Consider the following 18,846-nt stretch of genomic DNA (forward strand, 5'->3'; position numbering starts at 1 on the left):
TACCCAAAAAAGGGCATCGAGCGGCATAACGGTCGGCGATGCGCCAGGTCTGTTACAGGGCTTGGTCGGGTGGGTGGGTAGGTGTAACACTTGGGGGGTGTATGGCAACGACTTCTCCGAGCCCCCCGAGCAGCCGGGCGCGCGCAGCCTGCTCGACCAGGTGGCCGACGCGGAACGTGACCTCGAGCTCGCGGCCCAGCAGGACCGGCCGACGGGCACCGAGGACGACTACTTCATGGCCGTCATCGCGGCCGACCAGAAGATCGAGCCACGGGACTGGATGCCGGAGAAGTACCGGAAGAATCTGATCCGGCAGATCGCCCAGCACGCGCACTCCGAGATCATCGGCATGCAGCCCGAGGGCAACTGGATCTCCCGGGCCCCCACGCTCAAGCGCAAGGCCATCCTGCTCGCCAAGGTGCAGGACGAGGCCGGCCACGGGCTCTACCTCTACGCGGCGGCCGAGACGCTGGGCGTGGACCGCGCCGAGCTGTCGGACATGCTGATCGACGGCCGGCAGAAGTACAGCTCGATCTTCAACTACCCCACCCTGACCTGGGCGGATGTCGGCGCGATCGGCTGGCTGGTCGACGGCGCGGCGATCGTGAACCAGGTCCCGCTGTGCCGGGCCTCCTACGGGCCGTACGCCCGGGCGATGATCCGGGTGTGCAAGGAGGAGTCCTTCCACCAGCGCCAGGGCTACGAGATCCTGCACGTCCTGTCCCACGGCACCCCCGAGCAGAAGGCGATGGCCCAGGACGCCGTCGACCGCTGGTGGTACCCGTCGCTGGCCATGTTCGGCCCGCCCGAGGGCGAGTCGCCGAACACCGCGCAGTCGATGGCGTGGAAGGTCAAGCGGTTCACCAACGACGAGCTGCGCCAGCGGTTCGTGGACATGTGCGTCGGGCAGGCCGAGATCCTGGACCTGACCCTGCCGGACCCGGGCCTGGTGTGGAACGAGGCCGAGGGCCGGCACGACTACACCCAGCCCGACTACGACGAGCTGTTCCGGGTGATCAAGGGCAACGGCCCGTGCAACCGGGAACGGATCACGCACCGCAAGGCCGCCCACGAGGGTGGCCAGTGGGTCCGCGACGCGGCCGAGGCATACGCGAAGAAGAAGGCGAAGGTAAGCGCATGAGCACGACGGACTGGCCCCTGTGGGAGGTCTTCGTCCGGCCCCGGCGCGGGCTGGCGCACACCCACGTCGGCAGCCTGCACGCGCCCGACGCCGAGCTGGCGCTGCGCAACGCGCGGGACCTGTACACCCGCCGGCAGGAGGGCGTGTCCCTCTGGGTGGTGCCCGCCATGTCGATCACGGCGAGCAGCCCGGACGAGAAGGACGCGTTCTTCGACCCGGCCGCCGACAAGGTCTACCGGCACCCGACGTTCTACGACGTGCCCGAAGGCGTGGCCCACCTGTGAACGCGGAACTGGCCACCGCCGACCTCAACCTCGGCGACGACGCCCTGATCGCCGCCCAGCGGCTCGCCGAGTGGACCTCCCGCGCCCCCGAGCTGGAGGAGGACGTGGCCCTGGCCAACATCGCCCTCGACCTGCTCGGCCAGGCCCGGATGTTCCTGTCCCGGGCCGGGGACGAGGACGAGCTGGCCTTCCTGCGCACCGACCGGCAGTTCACGAACGTCCAGCTCGTGGAGCTGCCCAACGGCGACTTCGCGCACGCGATCGTCCGGCTGCTGTTCTTCTCCGCGTACCAGCGTGAGCTGTACACGGCGATGGCCGGCGACGAGATCGCCGACAAGGCCATCAAGGAGGTCGACTACCACGTCGACCACGCCCGGCTGTGGACCCTGCGGCTCGGCGACGGCACGGACGAGTCGCACGCGCGGGCGCAGGCTGCCGTGGACGAGCTGTGGCCGTACACCCATGAGCTTTTTGAGGGTAATGACCTGCGTGCCGGCTGGCTGGCTGCGGTCGAGCCGGTCCTCGCCGAGGCCACCCTGACCCGGCCGGAGGACGGCTGGGCGCCGACCGGCGGCCGGCAGGGTCTGCACACCACGCACCTGAGCTACCTGCTCGCGGAGATGCAGGTGCTGCACCGCGCGCACCCGGGGGCGACCTGGTGACCACCGCCCACGCCGTCGGGCTGGAGATCAGAGCGGCCGTCGCGGCGGTCCCCGATCCGGAGATCCCGACCGTGACGATCGAGGACCTGGGCATCCTGCGCGACGTCGAGCTGGTCGGCGACCGGGTGGTCGTCACGATCACCCCGACGTACTCGGGCTGCCCCGCGATGGACGCGATCCGCACGGACATCCGGCGCGCGCTGCCCGGCCACGACGTCGAGGTCCGCACCGTGCTGGCCCCGGCGTGGACCACGGACTGGATCACGGAGGCCGGGCAGGAGAAGCTGCGCCGGGCCCGGATCGCGCCCCCGTCCGGCGGCGCGCCGCACGGCCGCACCCTCACCCTGGCCATTTCCGTCCGGTGCCCGAACTGCGGCTCGCCCGACACCAGGGAGCTGAGCCGGTTCGGCTCGACGGCCTGCAAGTCCCTGTGGAGCTGCCGGGCCTGCGGCGACCCCTTCGACCACTTTAAGGCGATCTAGTGACCGTCACCCTGAGCAAGCCAGCCCGGCGCCGTCCGGTCTTCCACCCGTTGCTGGTCCAGGCCGTGGACCAGCTCACCGACGACGCGGTGGCCGTCTCCTTCCGGGTACCGGACGAGCTGCGCTCCACCTACGCCTTCCGCCCCGGCCAGCACCTGACCGTCCGGCTGCTGTCCGACGGCGAGGACATCCGGCGCAGCTACTCGATCTGCTCCACCCCTGGCGAGTTGGAGCGCACCGGGCTGCTCCGGGTGGGCGTGAAGCAGGTGCCGGGCGGCGCGTTCTCCACGTACGCGAACGGGGCGCTGGACGTCGGGCACACCATCGAGGTCATGCCCCCGATCGGGCACTTCACCACCGAGTTCCAGGCGGGTCGGGCGCGGCGCTATGTCGCCGTCGTCGCCGGTTCCGGGATCACCCCGGTGCTGTCGCTGCTGGCCACGGGCCTGGCCGCCGAGCCGGAGAGCACCTGGACCGTGCTGTACGGCAACCGGTACGCGCGGTCGGTGATGTTCCTGGAGGAGCTGGCGGACCTGAAGGACCGGTACCCGAGCCGGGTGCAGCTCGTGCACGTGCTGTCCCGCGAGCCCCAGGACGCCGAGCTGCTGTCGGGCCGGATCGACGCCGAGCGGTTGCCCCGGCTGTTGGCGGCGTTCGCGCCCGAGGCCGACGAGTACTTCCTGTGCGGGCCGTACGGCATGGTCGTCGCGGCGCAGGGGTTGCTGGACGGCTCACTCGTACACTCCGAGCTGTTCTACGCCGACGACGCCCCCTCCGCCGCGCCCACGGAGGCCGACGCCCACGAGGCCGACGTGACCATCGTGCTGGACGGCCGGGCCACGAGCTTCGGCATGCGCCGCGACGAGAAGGTCCTGGACGCGGCACTGAAGGTGCGCTCGGAGCTGCCGTACGCCTGCAAGGGCGGCGTCTGCTCCACCTGCAAGGCCAAGGTCGTCGAGGGCGAGGTCGCCATGGCCCGCAACTACGCCCTGGAGCCCGACGAGGTGGCCGCCGGATTCGTGCTGACCTGCCAGTCCTCGCCGGTCACCGACCGGGTCGTCGTCGACTACGACGCGTAGGTGTGTGACGTGCGGACCGGGTGCCCAAGGTGCCCGGTCCGGCCACGGGACCGAGAGGTAACCTCGGGGACATGAGCGTGGAGATCAGCGAGATTCTGCAGCGTGCGGCTGACGGGGGCCGGATCAGCCCGGAGGAGGCGCTGCTGCTCTACACGGAGGCGCCGTTCCACGCGCTGGGCGAGGCGGCCGACACGGTGCGCCGGCGGCGGTTCCCGGAGGGGATCGTCACCTACCTCATCGACCGCAACATCAACTACACGAACGTCTGCGTGACGGCGTGCAAGTTCTGCGCGTTCTACCGCGCCCCCAAGCACGCCGAGGGCTGGACGCACGACACCGCCGAGATCCTCCGCCGCTGCGAGGAGGCGGTCCAGCTCGGCGCCACCCAGGTGATGCTGCAGGGCGGCCACCACCCGGACTTCGGCGTGGAGTACTACGAGGAACTGTTCGGCGCGGTCTCGTCGAACTTCCCGCAGCTCGTGATCCACTCGATCGGCCCGTCCGAGGTGCTGCACATGGCCAAGGTGTCCGGGGTCTCCCTGGACGAGGCCATCCGGCGCATCAACGCCGCGGGCCTGGCGTCCATCGCCGGCGCCGGCGCCGAGATGCTCCCCGACCGGCCGCGCAAGGCCATCGCCCCGCTCAAGGAGTCCGGCGCGCGCTGGCTCGAGGTGATGGGCATCGCGCACCGCCAGGGCATCGAGTCCACGGCCACCATGATGATGGGCACCGGCGAGACGAACGCCGAGCGGATCGAGCACATGACCATGATCCGCGACCTGCAGGACGAGACGGGCGGCTTCCGCTCCTTCATCCCGTGGACGTACCAGCCGGAGAACAACCATCTCAAGGGCCGCACCCAGGCCACCACGCTGGAATATCTTCGGTTGATCGCCGTCGCCCGGCTGTTCTTCGACAACATCAACCACCTGCAGTCCTCGTGGCTGACCACCGGCAAGGACGCCGGTCAGGTGTCCCTGCACATGGGCGTCGACGACCTCGGCTCCATCATGCTCGAGGAGAACGTCATCTCCTCCGCCGGCGCGAAGCACCGGTCCAACCTGCACGACCTGGTGTGGATGATCCGCTCCGCCGACCGGATCCCGGCCCAGCGCGACACGCTGTACCGGCACCTCAACGTGCACTGGACCCCGGCCGACGACCCGACGGACGAGCGGGTCACGTCGCACTTCTCCTCGATCACCAACGTCGGTCGGCAGCTGCCGGTCCTGTCGTAACGCTTCGGCAACGCTTCCCGGGGCCCTGTCGGTTGTTTGACCGACAGGGCAGCCGTTTGGTCAGGTTCGACGGCGCGTGAGGGCAGGTAGGGTCCCTCGCAGTTCCATCCTTCACTCACCATCGGTGGATTCATGAAGCGTTTCCTTGCCGGCGCGGCTCTCACGACGCTCGCCGCCAGTACCCTGACCCTCGGCTTCGCCGCCAGTGCCCACGCCAAGGTCGTTCCCGCCGACCTGGCCGTGGACATCAAGGCCCGGCAGATGGCTGTCGACTCCCACGGCAAGACCTTCTTCGTCGAGGTACAGAACAAGGGTGGCTCGACCGCCACCCACACCAAGGTCGTCTTCGACATGTCCAAGCTCGGCCCGAACGTGGTGGCCGACCTCCCCGCCTGGCCGTGCACCGGTGACCGCACCGAGTACGTCTGCGACCTGGGCGACCTCGACCCCGGCTACCTCGACAGCACGCTGGGCGTCAACCTCCGCCCGGTGAGCCCGACCGCGCCCCTCGGCCGCGCCGGCAAGCTGACCGTGTCGATCAGCTCCGACTACCGCGAGGACGTGGCCCACAAGGGTGACAACTCGACCACGTACAGTGTGGACCTCACCGCGTCCACCATCGACTACGGCGTCGTCGTCGGCAACGTCGACGGCCTGGCCCCGGGCGTGCCGAGCGACCTGTGGATCGCCGTGGACAACAACGGCACCCAGACCGGCGCGGGCCTCTCGCTGGCGCTGACCCTCCCCGAGCACGTCGTGTTCAGCGAGGAGGTGCGCGGCTGCTCGTACACCAACAACCGGTCGGCCGTGTGCGCCTGGTCCAGCTACCTCGACACCGACGGCACCGAGAAGCCGATCGTCCTGGCGCCCGGCGCCAGCTTCGACACCCTGGCCCTCGGCCTGCGGGTCCAGGCCACCGCCGACGCGACCCCCGACACGAACCTGGGCGCGGCCACGGTCCAGGTCGGCCCGTACGGCGACTTCCAGCCCGGGGCCGGCACCGCCCGCGGCGCCGTGGTGAAGAAGGCCAAGGTCCCGGCCGGCCAGGTCGACGGCGACAAGGTGGACAACTCCGCCCGGTTCACCCTGACCACCGGCTCGCTGTACGCGGACCTGGCCCTCACCGGCGCGACCGTCACCGGCAAGGTCGGCGAGGTCGTCAACTACCACGTCACGGTCACCAACAAGGGCGCGTGGACCAGCCCGAAGACCTCGAAGATCGTGGTCACCGCTCCGGAGGGGACGAAGTTCGCCACCCCGCCGAAGCCGTGCCACACGATCGTCAGCAAGGTCAGCTACGAGTGCACCCTGCCGACGCTCGCCGGCGGAGAGAGCTTCGACCTGGCGCTGTCGCTGCGGTTCGCGCAGGAGGTGTCCGGCGCGACCAGCACCAACACGGTCACCGGCACGCTGCCGGACCCGGTCGACGGCAACAACAGCGCGATCGTGACCGCGACGGCCACGAAGTAACACCGGCACCGACGCGAAGGGCCCCGGGATGTTCCCGGGGCCCTTTCGCGATGTCACGCGCCGCGCGGCAGAACGATCCGACGGGTACCGCGCCAGCGCGGGCACCCTCCGTGGCCAGCTTCAGCGCCTGGTCCGGATGCCGGGGCGACCTGGGGTGGTCGGTTCAGATCTTGGCCAGGGTGCCTGAGGCGACCTGGGTGGTGAGGGCCTTGAGCTGGTCGACCTCCGGCGCGGTCCAGTCCTTGTCCTCGCGGCCGGCCACGAACACGAAGCTCAGCAGCACGTTGTCGTCGAGGACGTGCACAGTCACAGTGACGGTTTTACCCGCGGCCACGGTGACCATGCCGGCCTGCGAGCCCACAGTGGACACCAGGCTGGTCGCCGGATCGGCGAGCTTCGCCCCGTACGCCGTGACGGCCTCCGCGCCGCTCGGGTAGTAGACCGCCGTGCCGGCCAGGCTGCCGCTGCGGTGCTGCGGGGGCTTCGGCGGGGTCCCGGCCGGCGGCTTGAACTCCAGGGGAACCGTGCAGGTCAGACCGGTCGGGGCGCCGGCGCCCACCGTCGGGTACAGCCCCCGGACCGGGCCGGCCTCCAGCCTCGAGCACAGCTCGGCGACCGGCTTGTGCCGGACGGCCGTCGGCGTCGGGGAGGGGGACGGGGCGGCCGGCAGGCTGGTGGTCTGCGCGACGGGCTGGGCCGGCCGCGGCGCGCTGGACCCCTTCTTCTCCTCGGGGATCATGACATTGAGGACGAGCAGGCCGGCGATGATCAGGGCGATCACGCCGGCGGCTCCGGCGAGCACCCGGCGGACCGTGAGCGGCTTGACCGCTCCGATGATCGGCAGGATCATCGTCGGGCTCTCGTCGGGCTTGGGGAGCGGGGGCTGGGCGGGACCCACCCCGGGGGAATCGGCCGTACTGGGATCGGAGCCGCCGGAGCCCGTCGCGCCGGGAGCCATGCCGCCGAACCCGGCCGCGCCATCGGAGCCCGCCGGGCTGACGGCCGAGCCCGTGGGCGCGGCCCCGCCGAACGTGCCGGCTCCGCCGAAGGACGCCCCGCCGCTGCTGAAGGACGCCCCACCGGGCACGTGCCCGGCCGAGGCGGCCCCCGGCACGTCACCACCGAAGGTCCCACCGGGGACGTCCGGGGTGCCGTAGCCGGCCGGGGCCTGCTGGACCGGGCCGGGGATCCCGGCGTCGGCGGAGGACAACGACTCCCCGCCACCGATCACCGGATAGCTGCGCGCCGGGCCGTCGGGCGCCTGCCGGACGGATGCGCTGGCCGAGATCTGCCGCATGTCGGGCGGCAGCTCGGAACTCTGGCCGTGGATACCCTGGCCGGGCCGTACGGAACGGCGGACGGGCCGGGCCTGGTCCCCTGCGGACAGGTCCGCGAGGGTGGCCGGCCGGGCGTTGTGCAGCGGCGACGGCTCTTCCGGCGTTTCCGCGCCGGAAGTGGGGTCATGCGCTGGCTGGGTCACGGTCCGTCACACTCCTTCAACCATTCCCCCGCATACGTTGCCATTGTTGACCATCGGCCGGTCGGCGCTGCAGGCGGCACACGTAGAGTGCATGGCGTGACGCGAGCTTCGCTGGACAAGCAGCCGCACGAGGTAGCCGAGATGTTCGACGGCGTGGCCCGGCGGTATGACCTGACCAATACCGTACTGTCCTTCGGCCAGGATCGGGCCTGGCGACGGGCAACCCGACAAGCTCTTAACCTGAAACCGGGTGAGCGTTGCCTGGATCTGGGCGCGGGCACCGGCGTGTCGACCGAGGAACTCGCCCGTAGTGGGGCGTATGTGGTCGGGGCAGACATCTCCGTCGGAATGCTGCGCGAGGGGCGGAACCGGGGCGTGCCGTTGCTCGCCGGGGACGCGTTGGCGCTCCCGTTCGCCGACGAGAGCTTCGACGCGGTCACCATCTCCTACGCGATCCGCAACGTGCACGACCCCGACGCCGCGCTGCGCGAGATGGCCCGGGTGACGAAGCCGGGTGGGCGGCTCGTGGTGTGCGAGTTCAGCCGGCCGACGAATCCGGTGTTCCGGACCGTGTACCTGGAGTACCTGATGAAGGCTCTTCCGGCGGTCGCCAGTCGGGTGTCCAGCAATCCGGACGCCTACGTCTACCTGGCGGAGTCGATCCGGGCGTGGCCGAGCCAGGCCGAGTGGGCGGAACGCATCGGTGTCAATGGGTGGAAAAACGTCGGCTGGCGGAACATGACCGGCGGCATCTCGGCGTTGCACCGGGCCACTAGGGCCTGAAACCCCGCGAGAGTCCGGGTAAATAAGGTACAAATCTCACAAGCCGGCGTCAGCGGAGTTAGGCTCGCCTAACCCGCCGGGGGGATGGCGGCGGCTCTAGACTGCACGCGATAGGGCTCGTGAAAGTATTCACAATCTTGGCGGCCAGGAACAGGTCCAGCCAGGACACGTGGAGCAAGCACAGGAGAGGCCGGAGTCGTGACAGTGCCGCATGCCAGCGATTCCGCTGAGGCGGATGTCATCGTTGTTGGAGCCGGCCCCGGTGGTTCGGCCGCGGCCCACCACCTGGCCGCCCACGGCGCGAACGTGCTCCTCCTGGAGAAGACCGAGTTCCCCCGCGAGAAGGTCTGCGGCGACGGCCTGACCCCGCGCGCGGTCAAGCAGCTGATCCGGATGGGCGTGGACATCACCGCCCCCGGCTGGCTGCAGAACAAGGGTCTGCGGGTGATCGGCGGCGGCATGCGCCTCGAGCTCGACTGGCCCGACCTGGAGAGCTTCCCCAACTACGGCCTGACCCGCACCCGGATGGACTTCGACGACATCCTGGCGAAGCGGGCGGTCGCGGCCGGCGCGAAGCTGGTCACGAACACCAACGTGCAGGCCCCGATCCTTGACGCGGCCGGCCGGGTGATCGGCGTCAAGGCGACCGGCCCCGGCAAGGAGCCGGTGGAGTACCGGGCGCCGATCGTGATCGCCGCCGACGGCGTGTCCGGCCGCTTCCCCCTGTCGATGGGGCTCACCAAGCGCGAGGACCGCCCGATCGGGGTGGCCGTCCGGCGGTACTACAAGTCGGAGACCAAGCACGACGACGACTACCTCGAGTCCTGGCTGGAGCTGCGCAGCAAGGAGGGCGGCGACAAGCTGCTCCCCGGCTACGGCTGGATCTTCGGGATGGGCGACGGCCGGGTCAACGTCGGTCTGGGCGTGCTGAACAGCAGTTCGGCGTTCGGCAAGACGGACTACCGGCAGATGCTCACCGACTGGCTGGACAACACTCCCGAGGAGTGGGGTCTGCGCGAGGAGAACGCCGACGGCAAGATCCTCGGCGCGGCGCTGCCGATGGGCTTCAACCGGGTGCCGCACTACACCCGGGGCGTGATGCTCGTGGGCGACTCGGGCGGCATGGTCAATCCCTTCAACGGCGAGGGGATCGCGTACGCGATGGAGTCCGGCGCGCTGGCCGCCGAGATCGCCATCCAGGCGCTGGCCAGGGGGACCACCCCGGAGCGCGAGCGGGCCCTGCGGCTGTACCCGCAGGAACTCAAGCTCCGCTACGGCGGTTACTACCGCCTCGGCGGCATGTTCGTGAAGTTGATCGGCAACCCGCAGGTCATGAAGCTCGCGACGCGGCACGGCATGCCGCACCCGACGCTGATGAAGTTCGTCCTGAAGCTGCTGGCCAACCTGACCGACCCGCGTGGTGGCGACGCCATGGACAAGATCATCAACGGCCTGACCAGGATCGCCCCCGCTGTCTAGCGGGTGAAACGTACACATTAGGGTTATTAGGTTTCTGGACGGAGAGGAAGGCGGATAGCGTATGTCGCTCTCCCCATACATACCCATCGTGGGGTTGATCGCCCTCGCGTTCGGTTTCGCGCTCTTCTCCGTCGCGTCTGCGCCGATGACCGGCCCACGCCGGTACAACCGCGCGAAGCTCGACGCCTACGAGTGCGGCATCGAACCCACCCCGCAGGGTGCCGGCGGTGGCAAGTTCCCGGTCAAGTTCTACCTGACCGCGATGCTGTTCATCGTCTTCGACATCGAGATCATCTTCCTGTACCCGTGGGCCGTGTCCTTCAACGCGCTCGGCCTCTTCGGGTTCGTCGAGATGGTTCTGTTCATCGGCACGGTCTTCGTCGCGTACGCCTACGTGTGGCGTCGCGGCGGGCTGGATTGGGACTGACATGGGCATCGAAGAGAAGCTGCCGGCCGGGGTTCTGCTGACCTCGGTCGAGAAGCTGGTCAACTGGACCCGCAAGTCGAGCTTCTGGCCGGCGACGTTCGGGCTCGCCTGTTGCGCCATCGAGATGATGGCGTCGGGCGGCGCCCGGTACGACCTCGGCCGGTTCGGCATGGAGGTCTTCCGGGCCAGCCCCCGCCAGGCGGACCTGATGATCGTCGCGGGCCGGGTGAGCCAGAAGATGGCCCCGGTCCTTCGCCAGATCTACGACCAGATGCCGGAGCCCCGCTGGGTGCTCTCCATGGGCGTCTGCGCGTCGAGCGGCGGCATGTTCAACAACTACGCCATCGTGCAGGGCGTCGACCACATCGTGCCGGTCGACATGTACCTGCCGGGCTGCCCCCCGCGCCCCGAGATGCTGATGGACGCGATCCTCAAGCTGCACGAGAAGGTCATGCACGAGCCGCTCGGCGAGAAGCGCCGCGAGATCCTCGCCGCGCAGCCGGCCCCGATCGTCAAGGTCGGCTCGATGCCGTCGAGCTACCGGTTCAACAAGGCCAAGAAGAAGCAGTGGACCGAGGCCGTGGCCGAGGGCCGCGAGGAGCAGCTCCGCATCGAGAACTGGATGAAGGAGAGGGCCGGGCTGTGACCACCGCAGAGCTTGGTTCCAACGGCGTCGCCAAGGGATCCTTCGGGGTCACCGGCACCGGTGACGTCTCCGGCTACGGCGGCCTCGTCCGCCGCCGGCCGGTCACGGTCGCCAGCGAGAAGCCCTACGGCGGGTACTTCGACGAGGTCACCGACGCGCTCGAGGAAGCCTTCCCGGAGTTCCACGACGCGATCGAGATGGTCGTCGTGGACCGGGGCGAGCTGACCCTGCACGTGAAGGCTGATCGGATCCTCGACGTCGCTCGCATCCTTCGCGACGACGCCGCGCTGCGCTACGAGATGTGCTCCTCGGTCTCCGGGGTGGACTACCTCGACGCCGCCGACGACCCGCGCCGACTGCACGTCGTCTACCACCTGACGTCGATGACGTACCGGCGCCGGATCCGGCTCGAAGCCGCCGTGACGGCCGAGAACCCGAAGCTGCCGAGCGTCACGTCGATCTACCCGACCGCCGACTGGCAGGAGCGGGAGACGTTCGACATGTTCGGCATCGACTTCGAGGGGCACCCGGGCCTGACCCGGATCCTGATGCCGGACGACTGGGAGGGCCACCCCCAGCGCAAGGACTACCCGCTCGGCGGCGTGCCGGTCGAGTACAAGGGCGCGGAGATTCCCCCGCCGGACCAGCGGAGGGCGTACAAGTGACCTACGCAGACGCTAGAGAGACCACTGAGGGACGCGTCTTCACCGTCACCGGTGGCGACTGGGACGCCGTCCTCGGCGGCGACGACCCGATCCACGACGAGAAGATCGTCGTCAACATGGGCCCGCAGCACCCGTCGACGCACGGCGTGCTCCGCCTCGTCCTCGAACTCGAGGGCGAGACGGTCACCGACGCGCGCACGGTCGTGGGCTACCTGCACACCGGGATCGAGAAGAACCTCGAGTACCGGACGTGGACCCAGGGCACCACGTTCGTCACCCGGATGGACTACCTGGCCCCGATCTTCAACGAGACGGGCTACTGCCTGGCCGTGGAGAAGCTGCTGGGCATCGAGGAGCAGATCCCCGACCGGGTGAACGTGATCCGGATCCTGATGATGGAGCTCAACCGGATCTCCTCGCACCTGGTGTGGCTGGCGACGACGGGCATGGAGCTCGGCGCGCTGTCCATGATGATCTACGGGTTCCGCGAGCGCGAGTACATCCTGGACATCTTCGAGATGTGCTCCGGCCTGCGGATGAACATGGCGTACGTGCGGCCGGGCGGGGTCGCCCAGGACGTGCCGGACGAGGCGATCGTCAAGATCAAAGAGTTCCTCGGCTGGATGCCCGACCGGATCAACATGTACGAGGACCTGCTCTCGGGCAGCCCGATCTGGCAGTCCCGCACCCAGGGCGTGGCCTACCTCGACGCGGCCGGCTGTGTCGCGCTGGGCATCACCGGCCCGGTGCTCCGCAGCGCCGGCCTCGCGTGGGACCTGCGCAAGACGATGCCCTACAGCGGCTACGAGACCTACGACTTCGAGGTCCCGACCCACCCGGACGGCGACGTCTGGGCCCGGTACCAGGTCCGGCTGGCCGAGATGCGCGAGTCGCTGAAGATCATTCAGCAGGCGCTCGACCGCCTGGAGCCCGGCCCGATCATGGTCGCGGACCGCAAGATCGCCTGGCCGGCGCAGCTCGCGATGGGCAGCGACGGCCTGGGCAACTCCCTGGAGCACGTCGCGAAGATCATGGGCCAGTCGATGGAGTCCCTGATCCACCACTTCAAGCTCGTCACCGAGGGCTTCCGGGTCCCCGCCGGGCAGGTGTTCACCGAGATCGAGGCCCCGCGCGGCACGCTCGGGGTGCACGCGGTGTCCAGCGGTGGGACCCGGCCGTACCGGGTGCACTTCCGGGAGCCGAGCTTCATCAACCTGCAGGCGATCCCGGCCATGGCCGAGGGCGGACTGCTGGCAGACGTAATCGCAGGCGGGGCCAGCTTGGACCCCGTGATGGGTGGGTGTGACCGCTAATGGCTTTCTCCGAAGAGACCTTCGTCCGGGCGAAGGAGATCATCGCCCGGTACCCGGAGGGGCACTCCCGGTCGGCTCTCCTGCCACTGCTGCACCTGGTGCAGGCCGAGGACGGCTACATCACGCCTGAGGGGATCGGCTTCTGCGCCGACCAGCTCGGCATCACCAAGGCGCAGGTCAACGCCGTGGCGACGTTCTACACGATGTACAAGCGCAAGCCCACGGGCGACTGGCTGGTCAGCGTGTGCACGAACACCATGTGCGACCGGATGGGTGGCCAGAAGGCCTACGAGGCGCTGAGCGAGTACCTGGGTGTCGGGCACGAGGAGACCACCTCCGACGGCAAGATCACCCTGGAGCACGCCGAGTGCCTGGCCGCCTGCGACTACGCGCCGGTGATGACGGTCAACTACGACTTCTTCGACGGTACCCAGGCCGCCGACGCCCTGGAGATCGTCAAGCAGCTCCAGAACGGCGAGACCCCGGTCCCCTCGCGGGCGCCGCGGCTCTGCTCGTTCCGCGAGATCCAGCTCCAGCTGGCCGGCTTCCCCGACGAGCGGCCCGGCGCGGTCGCCGAGGGCGTGGCGGGCGACCCCACCCTGGCCGGCGCGAGGCTCGCGGCGGACAACGGCGTCGCGGTGCCCGGGTTCGACCCGAACACCCCGATCGCGCGTAAGGAGGCAAGCGCATGAGCGGCCCGATCCACAAGCTCACCCCGGTGCTGACCAAGCGCTGGCTGTCGCCGGACGCCTGGAAGCTCGCCACCTACGAGCGGCTCGACGGGTACGCCGCGCTGCGCAAGGCCCTCAAGGCCGAGCCCGACGACCTGATCCAGCTCGTCAAGGACTCCGGCCTGCGCGGCCGGGGCGGCGCGGGCTTCCCGACCGGCATGAAGTGGGGCTTCATCCCGCAGGGTGACGGCAAGCCGCACTACCTCGTGGTCAACGCCGACGAGGGCGAGCCGGGCACCTGCAAGGACCTGCCGCTCATGTCGCACGACCCTCACTCGCTCATCGAGGGCGTGATCATCTCCTCGTACGCGATCCGGGCCAACTTCGCCGCGATCTACATCCGGGGCGAGGCCGTGCACGCCGCGCGCCGGCTGCGGGCCGCCGTGCAGGAGGCGTACACCCGGGGCTACCTGGGGCGGAACATCCTCGGCTCGGGGTACAACCTGGACCTGGTGATCCACTCGGGTGCCGGCGCGTACATCTGCGGCGAGGAGACGGCGCTGCTCGACTCGCTCGAGGGCTTCCGTGGCCAGCCCCGGCTGCGCCCGCCGTTCCCGGCGACCCACGGCCTCTACTCGAAGCCCACGGTCATCAACAACGTCGGCACCATCGCCAGCGTGCCCTACATCGTGCTGGGCGGCGCGGACTGGTGGAAGTCGATGGGCACGGAGAAGTCCTCCGGCCCGATGATCTACTCGCTGTCGGGCCGGATCAAGAACCCGGGCCAGTACGAGTGCGGGATGGGCATCACCCTCCGCGAGCTGATCGAGCTGGCCGGTGGCATGCAGGACGGCCACGAGCTGCGGTTCTGGACCCCGGGCGGGTCCTCGACGCCGCTGCTCACCGCCGAGCACCTGGACATGCCGCTGGACTTCGAGGGCGTGGGCGCGCAGGGCTCGATGCTCGGCACCACGGCCACCCAGTTGTTCAGCCAGCAGGACTGCCCGGTGTACGCGACGTACCGGTGGATCAAGTTCTACGCCCACGAGTCGTGCGGCAAGTGCACCCCGTGCCGCGAGGGCAACTACTGGATGATCCAGATCCTGCACCGCATTCTGGCCGGTCAGGGCGTCAAGAAGGACCTCGACACCCTGCTCGACGCGTGTGACAACCTGCTGGGCCGGTCGTTCTGCGGCCTGGGCGACGGCGCGACCAGCTCGGTCACGTCCTCGATCAAGTGGTTCGAGCAGGACTACCTCGACTACATCGAGGGTCGCAAGGCCCCGATGCTGAAGCCCGAGCTGGTGGGGGCGCACTGATGACGGACAAGGTCACCCTGACGATCGACGGGATCGAGGTCAGCGTCCCCAAGGGCACGCTGGTCATCCGGGCCGCCGAGCAGTTGGGCATCGACATCCCCCGGTTCTGCGACCACCCGCTGCTCGAGCCGGCCGGTGCCTGTCGGCAGTGTCTGGTCGACGTGGAGGGCCAGCGCAAGCCGGTCGCCTCGTGCACCCAGACCTGCGCCGACGGCATGGTCGTCAAGACCCAGCACACCTCGCAGGTCGCCGAGAAGGCCCAGGCCGGGATCATGGAGTTCCTGCTCCTGAACCACCCGCTGGACTGCCCGGTCTGCGACAAGGGCGGCGAGTGCCCCCTGCAGAACCAGGCGATGACGGCCGGCGCGCCCGAAGCCCGGTTCCACGAGGTCAAGCGGGAGTTCCGCAAGCCGCTGCCGATCTCGTCCCAGGTGCTGCTGGACCGCGAGCGCTGCATCCTCTGCCAGCGCTGCACCCGGTTCTCCGAGGAGATCGCCGGCGACCCGTTCATCGACCTGATGGAGCGCGGGGCGTCCGAGCAGATCGGCGTCGCCGAGGGCGAGCCGTTCAACTCCTACTTCTCCGGCAACACGGTGCAGATCTGCCCGGTGGGCGCGCTGACCGGTGCGCAGTACCGGTTCCGGGCCCGACCGTTCGACCTGGTCTCCACGCCGAGCGCCTGCGAGCACTGCGCCGCCGGCTGCGACCTGCGCACCGACTCGCGGCGGGGCAAGGTCATGCGCCGCCTCGCCGGGGACGACACGCAGGTCAACGAGGAGTGGAGCTGCGACAAGGGGCGCTGGGGCTTCCAGTACGTCAACGCCTTCGACCGGCTGACCGACCCGCTGATCCGCGACAAGGAGACCGGCCAGTTCCGCAAGGCCTCGTGGTCCGAGGCGCTGCGGTACGCGGCGGAGGGCCTTCGCGGCAAGAAGGCCGGCGTGCTCACCGGTGGCCGGCTGACCGTCGAGGACGCCTACGCGTACGCGAAGTTCGCCCGGGTCGCCCTCGGCACCAACGACATCGACTTCCGGGCCCGCCCGCACTCGACCGAGGAGGCCGAGTTCCTGGCCGCGGCGGTCGCGGCGGAGGGTTCCGCGAGCTACCTGGACATCGAGGCCGCCCCGGCGGTCGTCCTCGCAGGCCTGGAGCCGGAGGAGGAGTGCCCGATCCTGTTCCTGCGCCTGCGCAAGTCGTCGGTGAAGAACGGCGTGAAGGTGTTCTCCGTCCAGCCGTTCGCGACCGGGTCGGTCACGAAGACCAACGGCACGCTGATCCCGGCGGCCCCGGGCACCGAGGCCGAGGTCCTCGACGCCCTGATCGGCGACGTGCCGATCGACGGGGCCACCCCGGCGGTCGAGGCCGCGCGGCTCGCGCTCAACGAGCCGGGCGCGATCCTGCTGGTCGGCGAGCGCCTCGCCACGGTGCCGGGCGCGCTCAGCGCCGCGGTCGCCCTGGCTGAGGCCACCGGGGCGAAGCTCGCGTGGGTGCCGCGCCGGGCCGGTGACCGGGGCGCGATCGACGCCGGTTGCCTGCCGAACCTGCTCCCGGGTGGCCGCGTCGTGGACGACCTGTCCGCCCGCGCCCAGCTGGCCGAGCGGTGGGGCGTCGACTCCCTGCCGTCCACCCCGGGCCGCGACACGGCGGGCATCCTCGCCGCCGCCGCGTCCGGGGACGTCGAGGCGCTGGTCGTCGCGGGTGTCGACCCGCACGACCTGGCCGACGTCCGGGCCGCGGAGGCCGCGCTGGACGGCGTCGGGTTCCTGATCTCCCTCGAACTGCGGATGAGCGCGGTGGCCCGCCGGGCCGACGTGGTCTTCCCTGTCGCGGCGACCGTCGAGAAGGCCGGCTCCTTCCTGAACTGGGAGGGCCGGGTCCGCACGTTCGACCAGGTCCTGAGCCCCGGCACGATGCCCGACGCGCGGGTGTTGTCCGCGATCGCCGCCGAGCTGGGCGTGACCCTGGGCGGGGAGGTGGCCGCGCTGCGCAAGGAGCTGGGTCAGCTGCCGGCCGTCACGACCCGCCCGTCGGCCCCCCGGGTCCGCCCGGAGGAGCCGTTGTCCCCGGGACGCGGCCAGGCGGTGCTCGCCAGCTGGCGGATGCTGATCGACCTGGGCTCGATGACCGACGGCGACGACCACCTCGGCGGTACGGCGCGCACGCCCGTCGTCCGGCTCTCGCAGGCCACCGCGGACGCCATCGGGGCGACCGAGTCGGTGACCGTGGGTACGGGCACCGGAGCGATCACGCTGCCGCTGCAGGTCACGCACATGCCGGACCACGTGGTCTGGGTGCCGACGAACTCGCCCGGCTCGACGGTGCACCGCACGCTGGGCACCGTCGCCGGTGACGTGGTCAACATCAGTGCTGGAGGGGTGCAGTGAGCCTCGCTGACAGTCCGACGCTCGATCAGTTCGGCCACGACGTGTGGTGGATCATCCTGATCAAGGTCGTCGGCATCTTCGCCTTCCTGGTCGTGATGACGCTCTTCACGATCTGGTACGAGCGCAAGGTCGTCGGCCGGATGCAGCACCGGCCCGGCCCCAACCGGGTCGGTCCGGTCGGCTTGTTGCAGTCCCTCGCGGACGGCCTCAAGCTGGCGTTCAAGGAAGACATCATGCCGAAGCTGGCCGACAAGGCGGTGTTCTTCATCGCCCCGGTCATCTCGACGGTGTGCGCCTTCACCGCCTTCGCGATCATCCCGCTCGGCCCGAACGTGAGCATGTTCGGTCACAGGACGGCACTGCAGCTCACCGACCTCCCGGTCGCGGTGCTGCTCGTGCTCGCGTGCTCCGGTCTGGGCATCTACGGGATCGTGCTGGGCGGTTGGGCCTCCGGCTCGACGTACCCGCTGCTGGGTGGTCTGCGGTCCGCCGCGCAGATGATCTCCTACGAGGTCGCGATGGGGCTGTCCATCGTGGCCGTCTTCATGACCGCCGGCTCGATGTCGACGAGCGAGATCGTGGCCGCGCAGGCCGACGGCCGCCAGCAGCACCTCTTCGGCCAGGACGTCACCCTGCCCGGCTGGTACGCGATCCTGCTGCTGCCGAGCTTCCTGATCTACTTCATCTCGGCGGTCGGCGAGACCAACCGGGCGCCGTTCGACCTGCCCGAGGCGGAGTCGGAGCTGGTCGGTGGGTTCCACACGGAGTACAGCTCGCTGAAGTTCGCGCTGTTCTTCCTCGCCGAGTACATCAACATGGTGACCGTGTCGGGCCTGTGCACGACGTTGTTCCTCGGCGGTTGGCGGGCCCCGGCCCCGATCACGTCGTTCTGGGCGGGCGCGAACAGCGGCTGGTACCCGATGATCTGGTTCACGGTCAAGGTGCTGATCCTGCTGTTCGTCTTCGTCTGGCTGCGGGGCACGCTGCCGCGCCTGCGGTACGACCAGTTCATGCGCTTCGGCTGGAAGGTCCTGGTCCCGGTCAACCTGGTCTGGATCCTCCTGGTCGCCGGCGTGCGGGTGGCCCCGAAGGCCGACCGTTCGGTGCAGATCGCGATCTGGACCGGATTCGCCGTGCTGTTCGCGGTGATCATCCTGTTCTGGCCGAAGAAGCAGCCGACGGCGCCGGCCCGGGCGGCCGACGAGAAGCGCCCAGCCGGCAGCTTCCCGATGCCGCCGATGGATCTCGTGGTCCCGCCGAGCCCCCGGCTCAAGCGCGTGGCCGTCGAACATGCCGCCGCCAGCGGCGAGCAGGGAGAGTAAC

17 protein-coding genes and 1 pseudogene are annotated in these 18,846 nt (G+C 69.8%); 17 read left to right on the forward strand and 1 reads right to left on the reverse strand.

Going from position 1 to position 18,846, the window contains the following annotated elements; translation table 11 throughout:
- Positions 1-97 precede the first annotated feature (97 nt).
- The 7 genes from paaA to IW245_RS30610 all read left to right on the forward strand — a co-directional run bounded on the left by paaA (position 98) and on the right by IW245_RS30610 (position 6,356).
- Entirely contained in the window at positions 98-1,141 is a 1,044-nt protein-coding gene (paaA, locus tag IW245_RS30580) for a 1,2-phenylacetyl-CoA epoxidase subunit PaaA (protein WP_197006590.1), read from the forward strand.
- Positions 1,138-1,425, forward strand: a complete 288-nt coding sequence (paaB, locus tag IW245_RS30585; protein WP_197006591.1) for a 1,2-phenylacetyl-CoA epoxidase subunit PaaB — start codon at positions 1,138-1,140, stop codon at positions 1,423-1,425. The genes paaA and paaB overlap by 4 nt, the downstream gene beginning before the upstream one ends.
- Positions 1,422-2,087 carry a 1,2-phenylacetyl-CoA epoxidase subunit PaaC gene (paaC, locus tag IW245_RS30590; protein WP_233472794.1) on the forward strand — a complete coding sequence of 222 codons (666 nt, stop codon included), beginning with the start codon at positions 1,422-1,424 and terminating at the stop codon, positions 2,085-2,087. Before paaB ends, paaC begins: the two co-directional genes overlap by 4 nt.
- A complete protein-coding gene (gene paaD / locus IW245_RS30595; protein ID WP_233472789.1) occupies positions 2,084-2,569 on the forward strand; it encodes a 1,2-phenylacetyl-CoA epoxidase subunit PaaD in 486 nt (161 codons plus the stop codon). The genes paaC and paaD overlap by 4 nt, the downstream gene beginning before the upstream one ends.
- On the forward strand, positions 2,569-3,648 hold the full coding sequence (gene paaE / locus IW245_RS30600) for a 1,2-phenylacetyl-CoA epoxidase subunit PaaE (RefSeq protein ID WP_197006592.1): 1,080 nt from the start codon (positions 2,569-2,571) through the stop codon (positions 3,646-3,648). The genes paaD and paaE overlap by 1 nt, the downstream gene beginning before the upstream one ends.
- A 71-nt stretch (positions 3,649-3,719) precedes the next feature.
- Entirely contained in the window at positions 3,720-4,886 is a 1,167-nt protein-coding gene (gene mqnC, locus IW245_RS30605; protein WP_197006593.1) for a cyclic dehypoxanthinyl futalosine synthase, read from the forward strand.
- A gap of 132 nt (positions 4,887-5,018) precedes the next feature.
- Positions 5,019-6,356 carry a DUF11 domain-containing protein gene (locus tag IW245_RS30610; RefSeq protein WP_197006594.1) on the forward strand — a complete coding sequence of 446 codons (1,338 nt, stop codon included), beginning with the start codon at positions 5,019-5,021 and terminating at the stop codon, positions 6,354-6,356.
- A gap of 163 nt (positions 6,357-6,519) precedes the next feature.
- Here IW245_RS30610 and IW245_RS30615 read toward each other — a convergent pair whose 3' ends face one another.
- Positions 6,520-7,836: a hypothetical protein gene (locus IW245_RS30615; RefSeq protein ID WP_197006595.1), complete on the reverse strand. Its 1,317-nt coding sequence runs from the start codon at positions 7,834-7,836 to the stop codon at positions 6,520-6,522.
- 96 nt (positions 7,837-7,932) lie between these two features.
- Between IW245_RS30615 and IW245_RS30620 the strand changes: the two genes are divergently transcribed.
- From IW245_RS30620 to nuoH, 10 genes and pseudogenes are all read left to right on the forward strand, one after another.
- On the forward strand, positions 7,933-8,619 hold the full coding sequence (locus tag IW245_RS30620; protein ID WP_267919974.1) for a demethylmenaquinone methyltransferase: 687 nt from the start codon (positions 7,933-7,935) through the stop codon (positions 8,617-8,619).
- Positions 8,620-8,817: 198 nt separating this feature from the next.
- Complete coding sequence (locus IW245_RS30625) at positions 8,818-10,098, forward strand: geranylgeranyl reductase family protein (protein ID WP_233472781.1); 1,281 nt, start codon at positions 8,818-8,820, stop codon at positions 10,096-10,098.
- Positions 10,099-10,159: 61 nt separating this feature from the next.
- On the forward strand, positions 10,160-10,525 hold the full coding sequence (locus IW245_RS30630; RefSeq protein ID WP_197006597.1) for an NADH-quinone oxidoreductase subunit A: 366 nt from the start codon (positions 10,160-10,162) through the stop codon (positions 10,523-10,525).
- Position 10,526: 1 nt separating this feature from the next.
- Positions 10,527-11,171, forward strand: a complete 645-nt coding sequence (locus IW245_RS30635; RefSeq protein WP_197006598.1) for a NuoB/complex I 20 kDa subunit family protein — start codon at positions 10,527-10,529, stop codon at positions 11,169-11,171.
- Positions 11,093-11,836 carry an NADH-quinone oxidoreductase subunit C gene (locus tag IW245_RS30640; RefSeq protein WP_197006599.1) on the forward strand — a complete coding sequence of 248 codons (744 nt, stop codon included), beginning with the start codon at positions 11,093-11,095 and terminating at the stop codon, positions 11,834-11,836. The genes IW245_RS30635 and IW245_RS30640 overlap by 79 nt, the downstream gene beginning before the upstream one ends.
- Positions 11,833-13,149 carry an NADH-quinone oxidoreductase subunit D gene (locus IW245_RS30645; protein WP_197006600.1) on the forward strand — a complete coding sequence of 439 codons (1,317 nt, stop codon included), beginning with the start codon at positions 11,833-11,835 and terminating at the stop codon, positions 13,147-13,149. Before IW245_RS30640 ends, IW245_RS30645 begins: the two co-directional genes overlap by 4 nt.
- Positions 13,149-13,826: pseudogene (nuoE, locus tag IW245_RS30650) on the forward strand (NADH-quinone oxidoreductase subunit NuoE); the annotation flags it as partial. The gene IW245_RS30645 and the pseudogene nuoE, both read left to right, overlap by 1 nt.
- An 11-nt stretch (positions 13,827-13,837) precedes the next feature.
- Positions 13,838-15,139, forward strand: a complete 1,302-nt coding sequence (gene nuoF / locus IW245_RS30655) for an NADH-quinone oxidoreductase subunit NuoF (protein WP_197006602.1) — start codon at positions 13,838-13,840, stop codon at positions 15,137-15,139.
- The gene (locus IW245_RS30660) at positions 15,139-17,523 is read left to right on the forward strand and encodes an NADH-quinone oxidoreductase subunit G (RefSeq protein WP_197006603.1); all 2,385 of its coding nucleotides are present in this window, start codon (positions 15,139-15,141) and stop codon (positions 17,521-17,523) included. The genes nuoF and IW245_RS30660 overlap by 1 nt, the downstream gene beginning before the upstream one ends.
- A complete protein-coding gene (nuoH, locus tag IW245_RS30665; protein WP_197006604.1) occupies positions 17,520-18,845 on the forward strand; it encodes an NADH-quinone oxidoreductase subunit NuoH in 1,326 nt (441 codons plus the stop codon). The genes IW245_RS30660 and nuoH overlap by 4 nt, the downstream gene beginning before the upstream one ends.
- Position 18,846 lies beyond the last annotated feature (1 nt).

Source organism: Longispora fulva (assembly GCF_015751905.1).
GTDB lineage: Bacteria > Actinomycetota > Actinomycetes > Mycobacteriales > Micromonosporaceae > Longispora > Longispora fulva.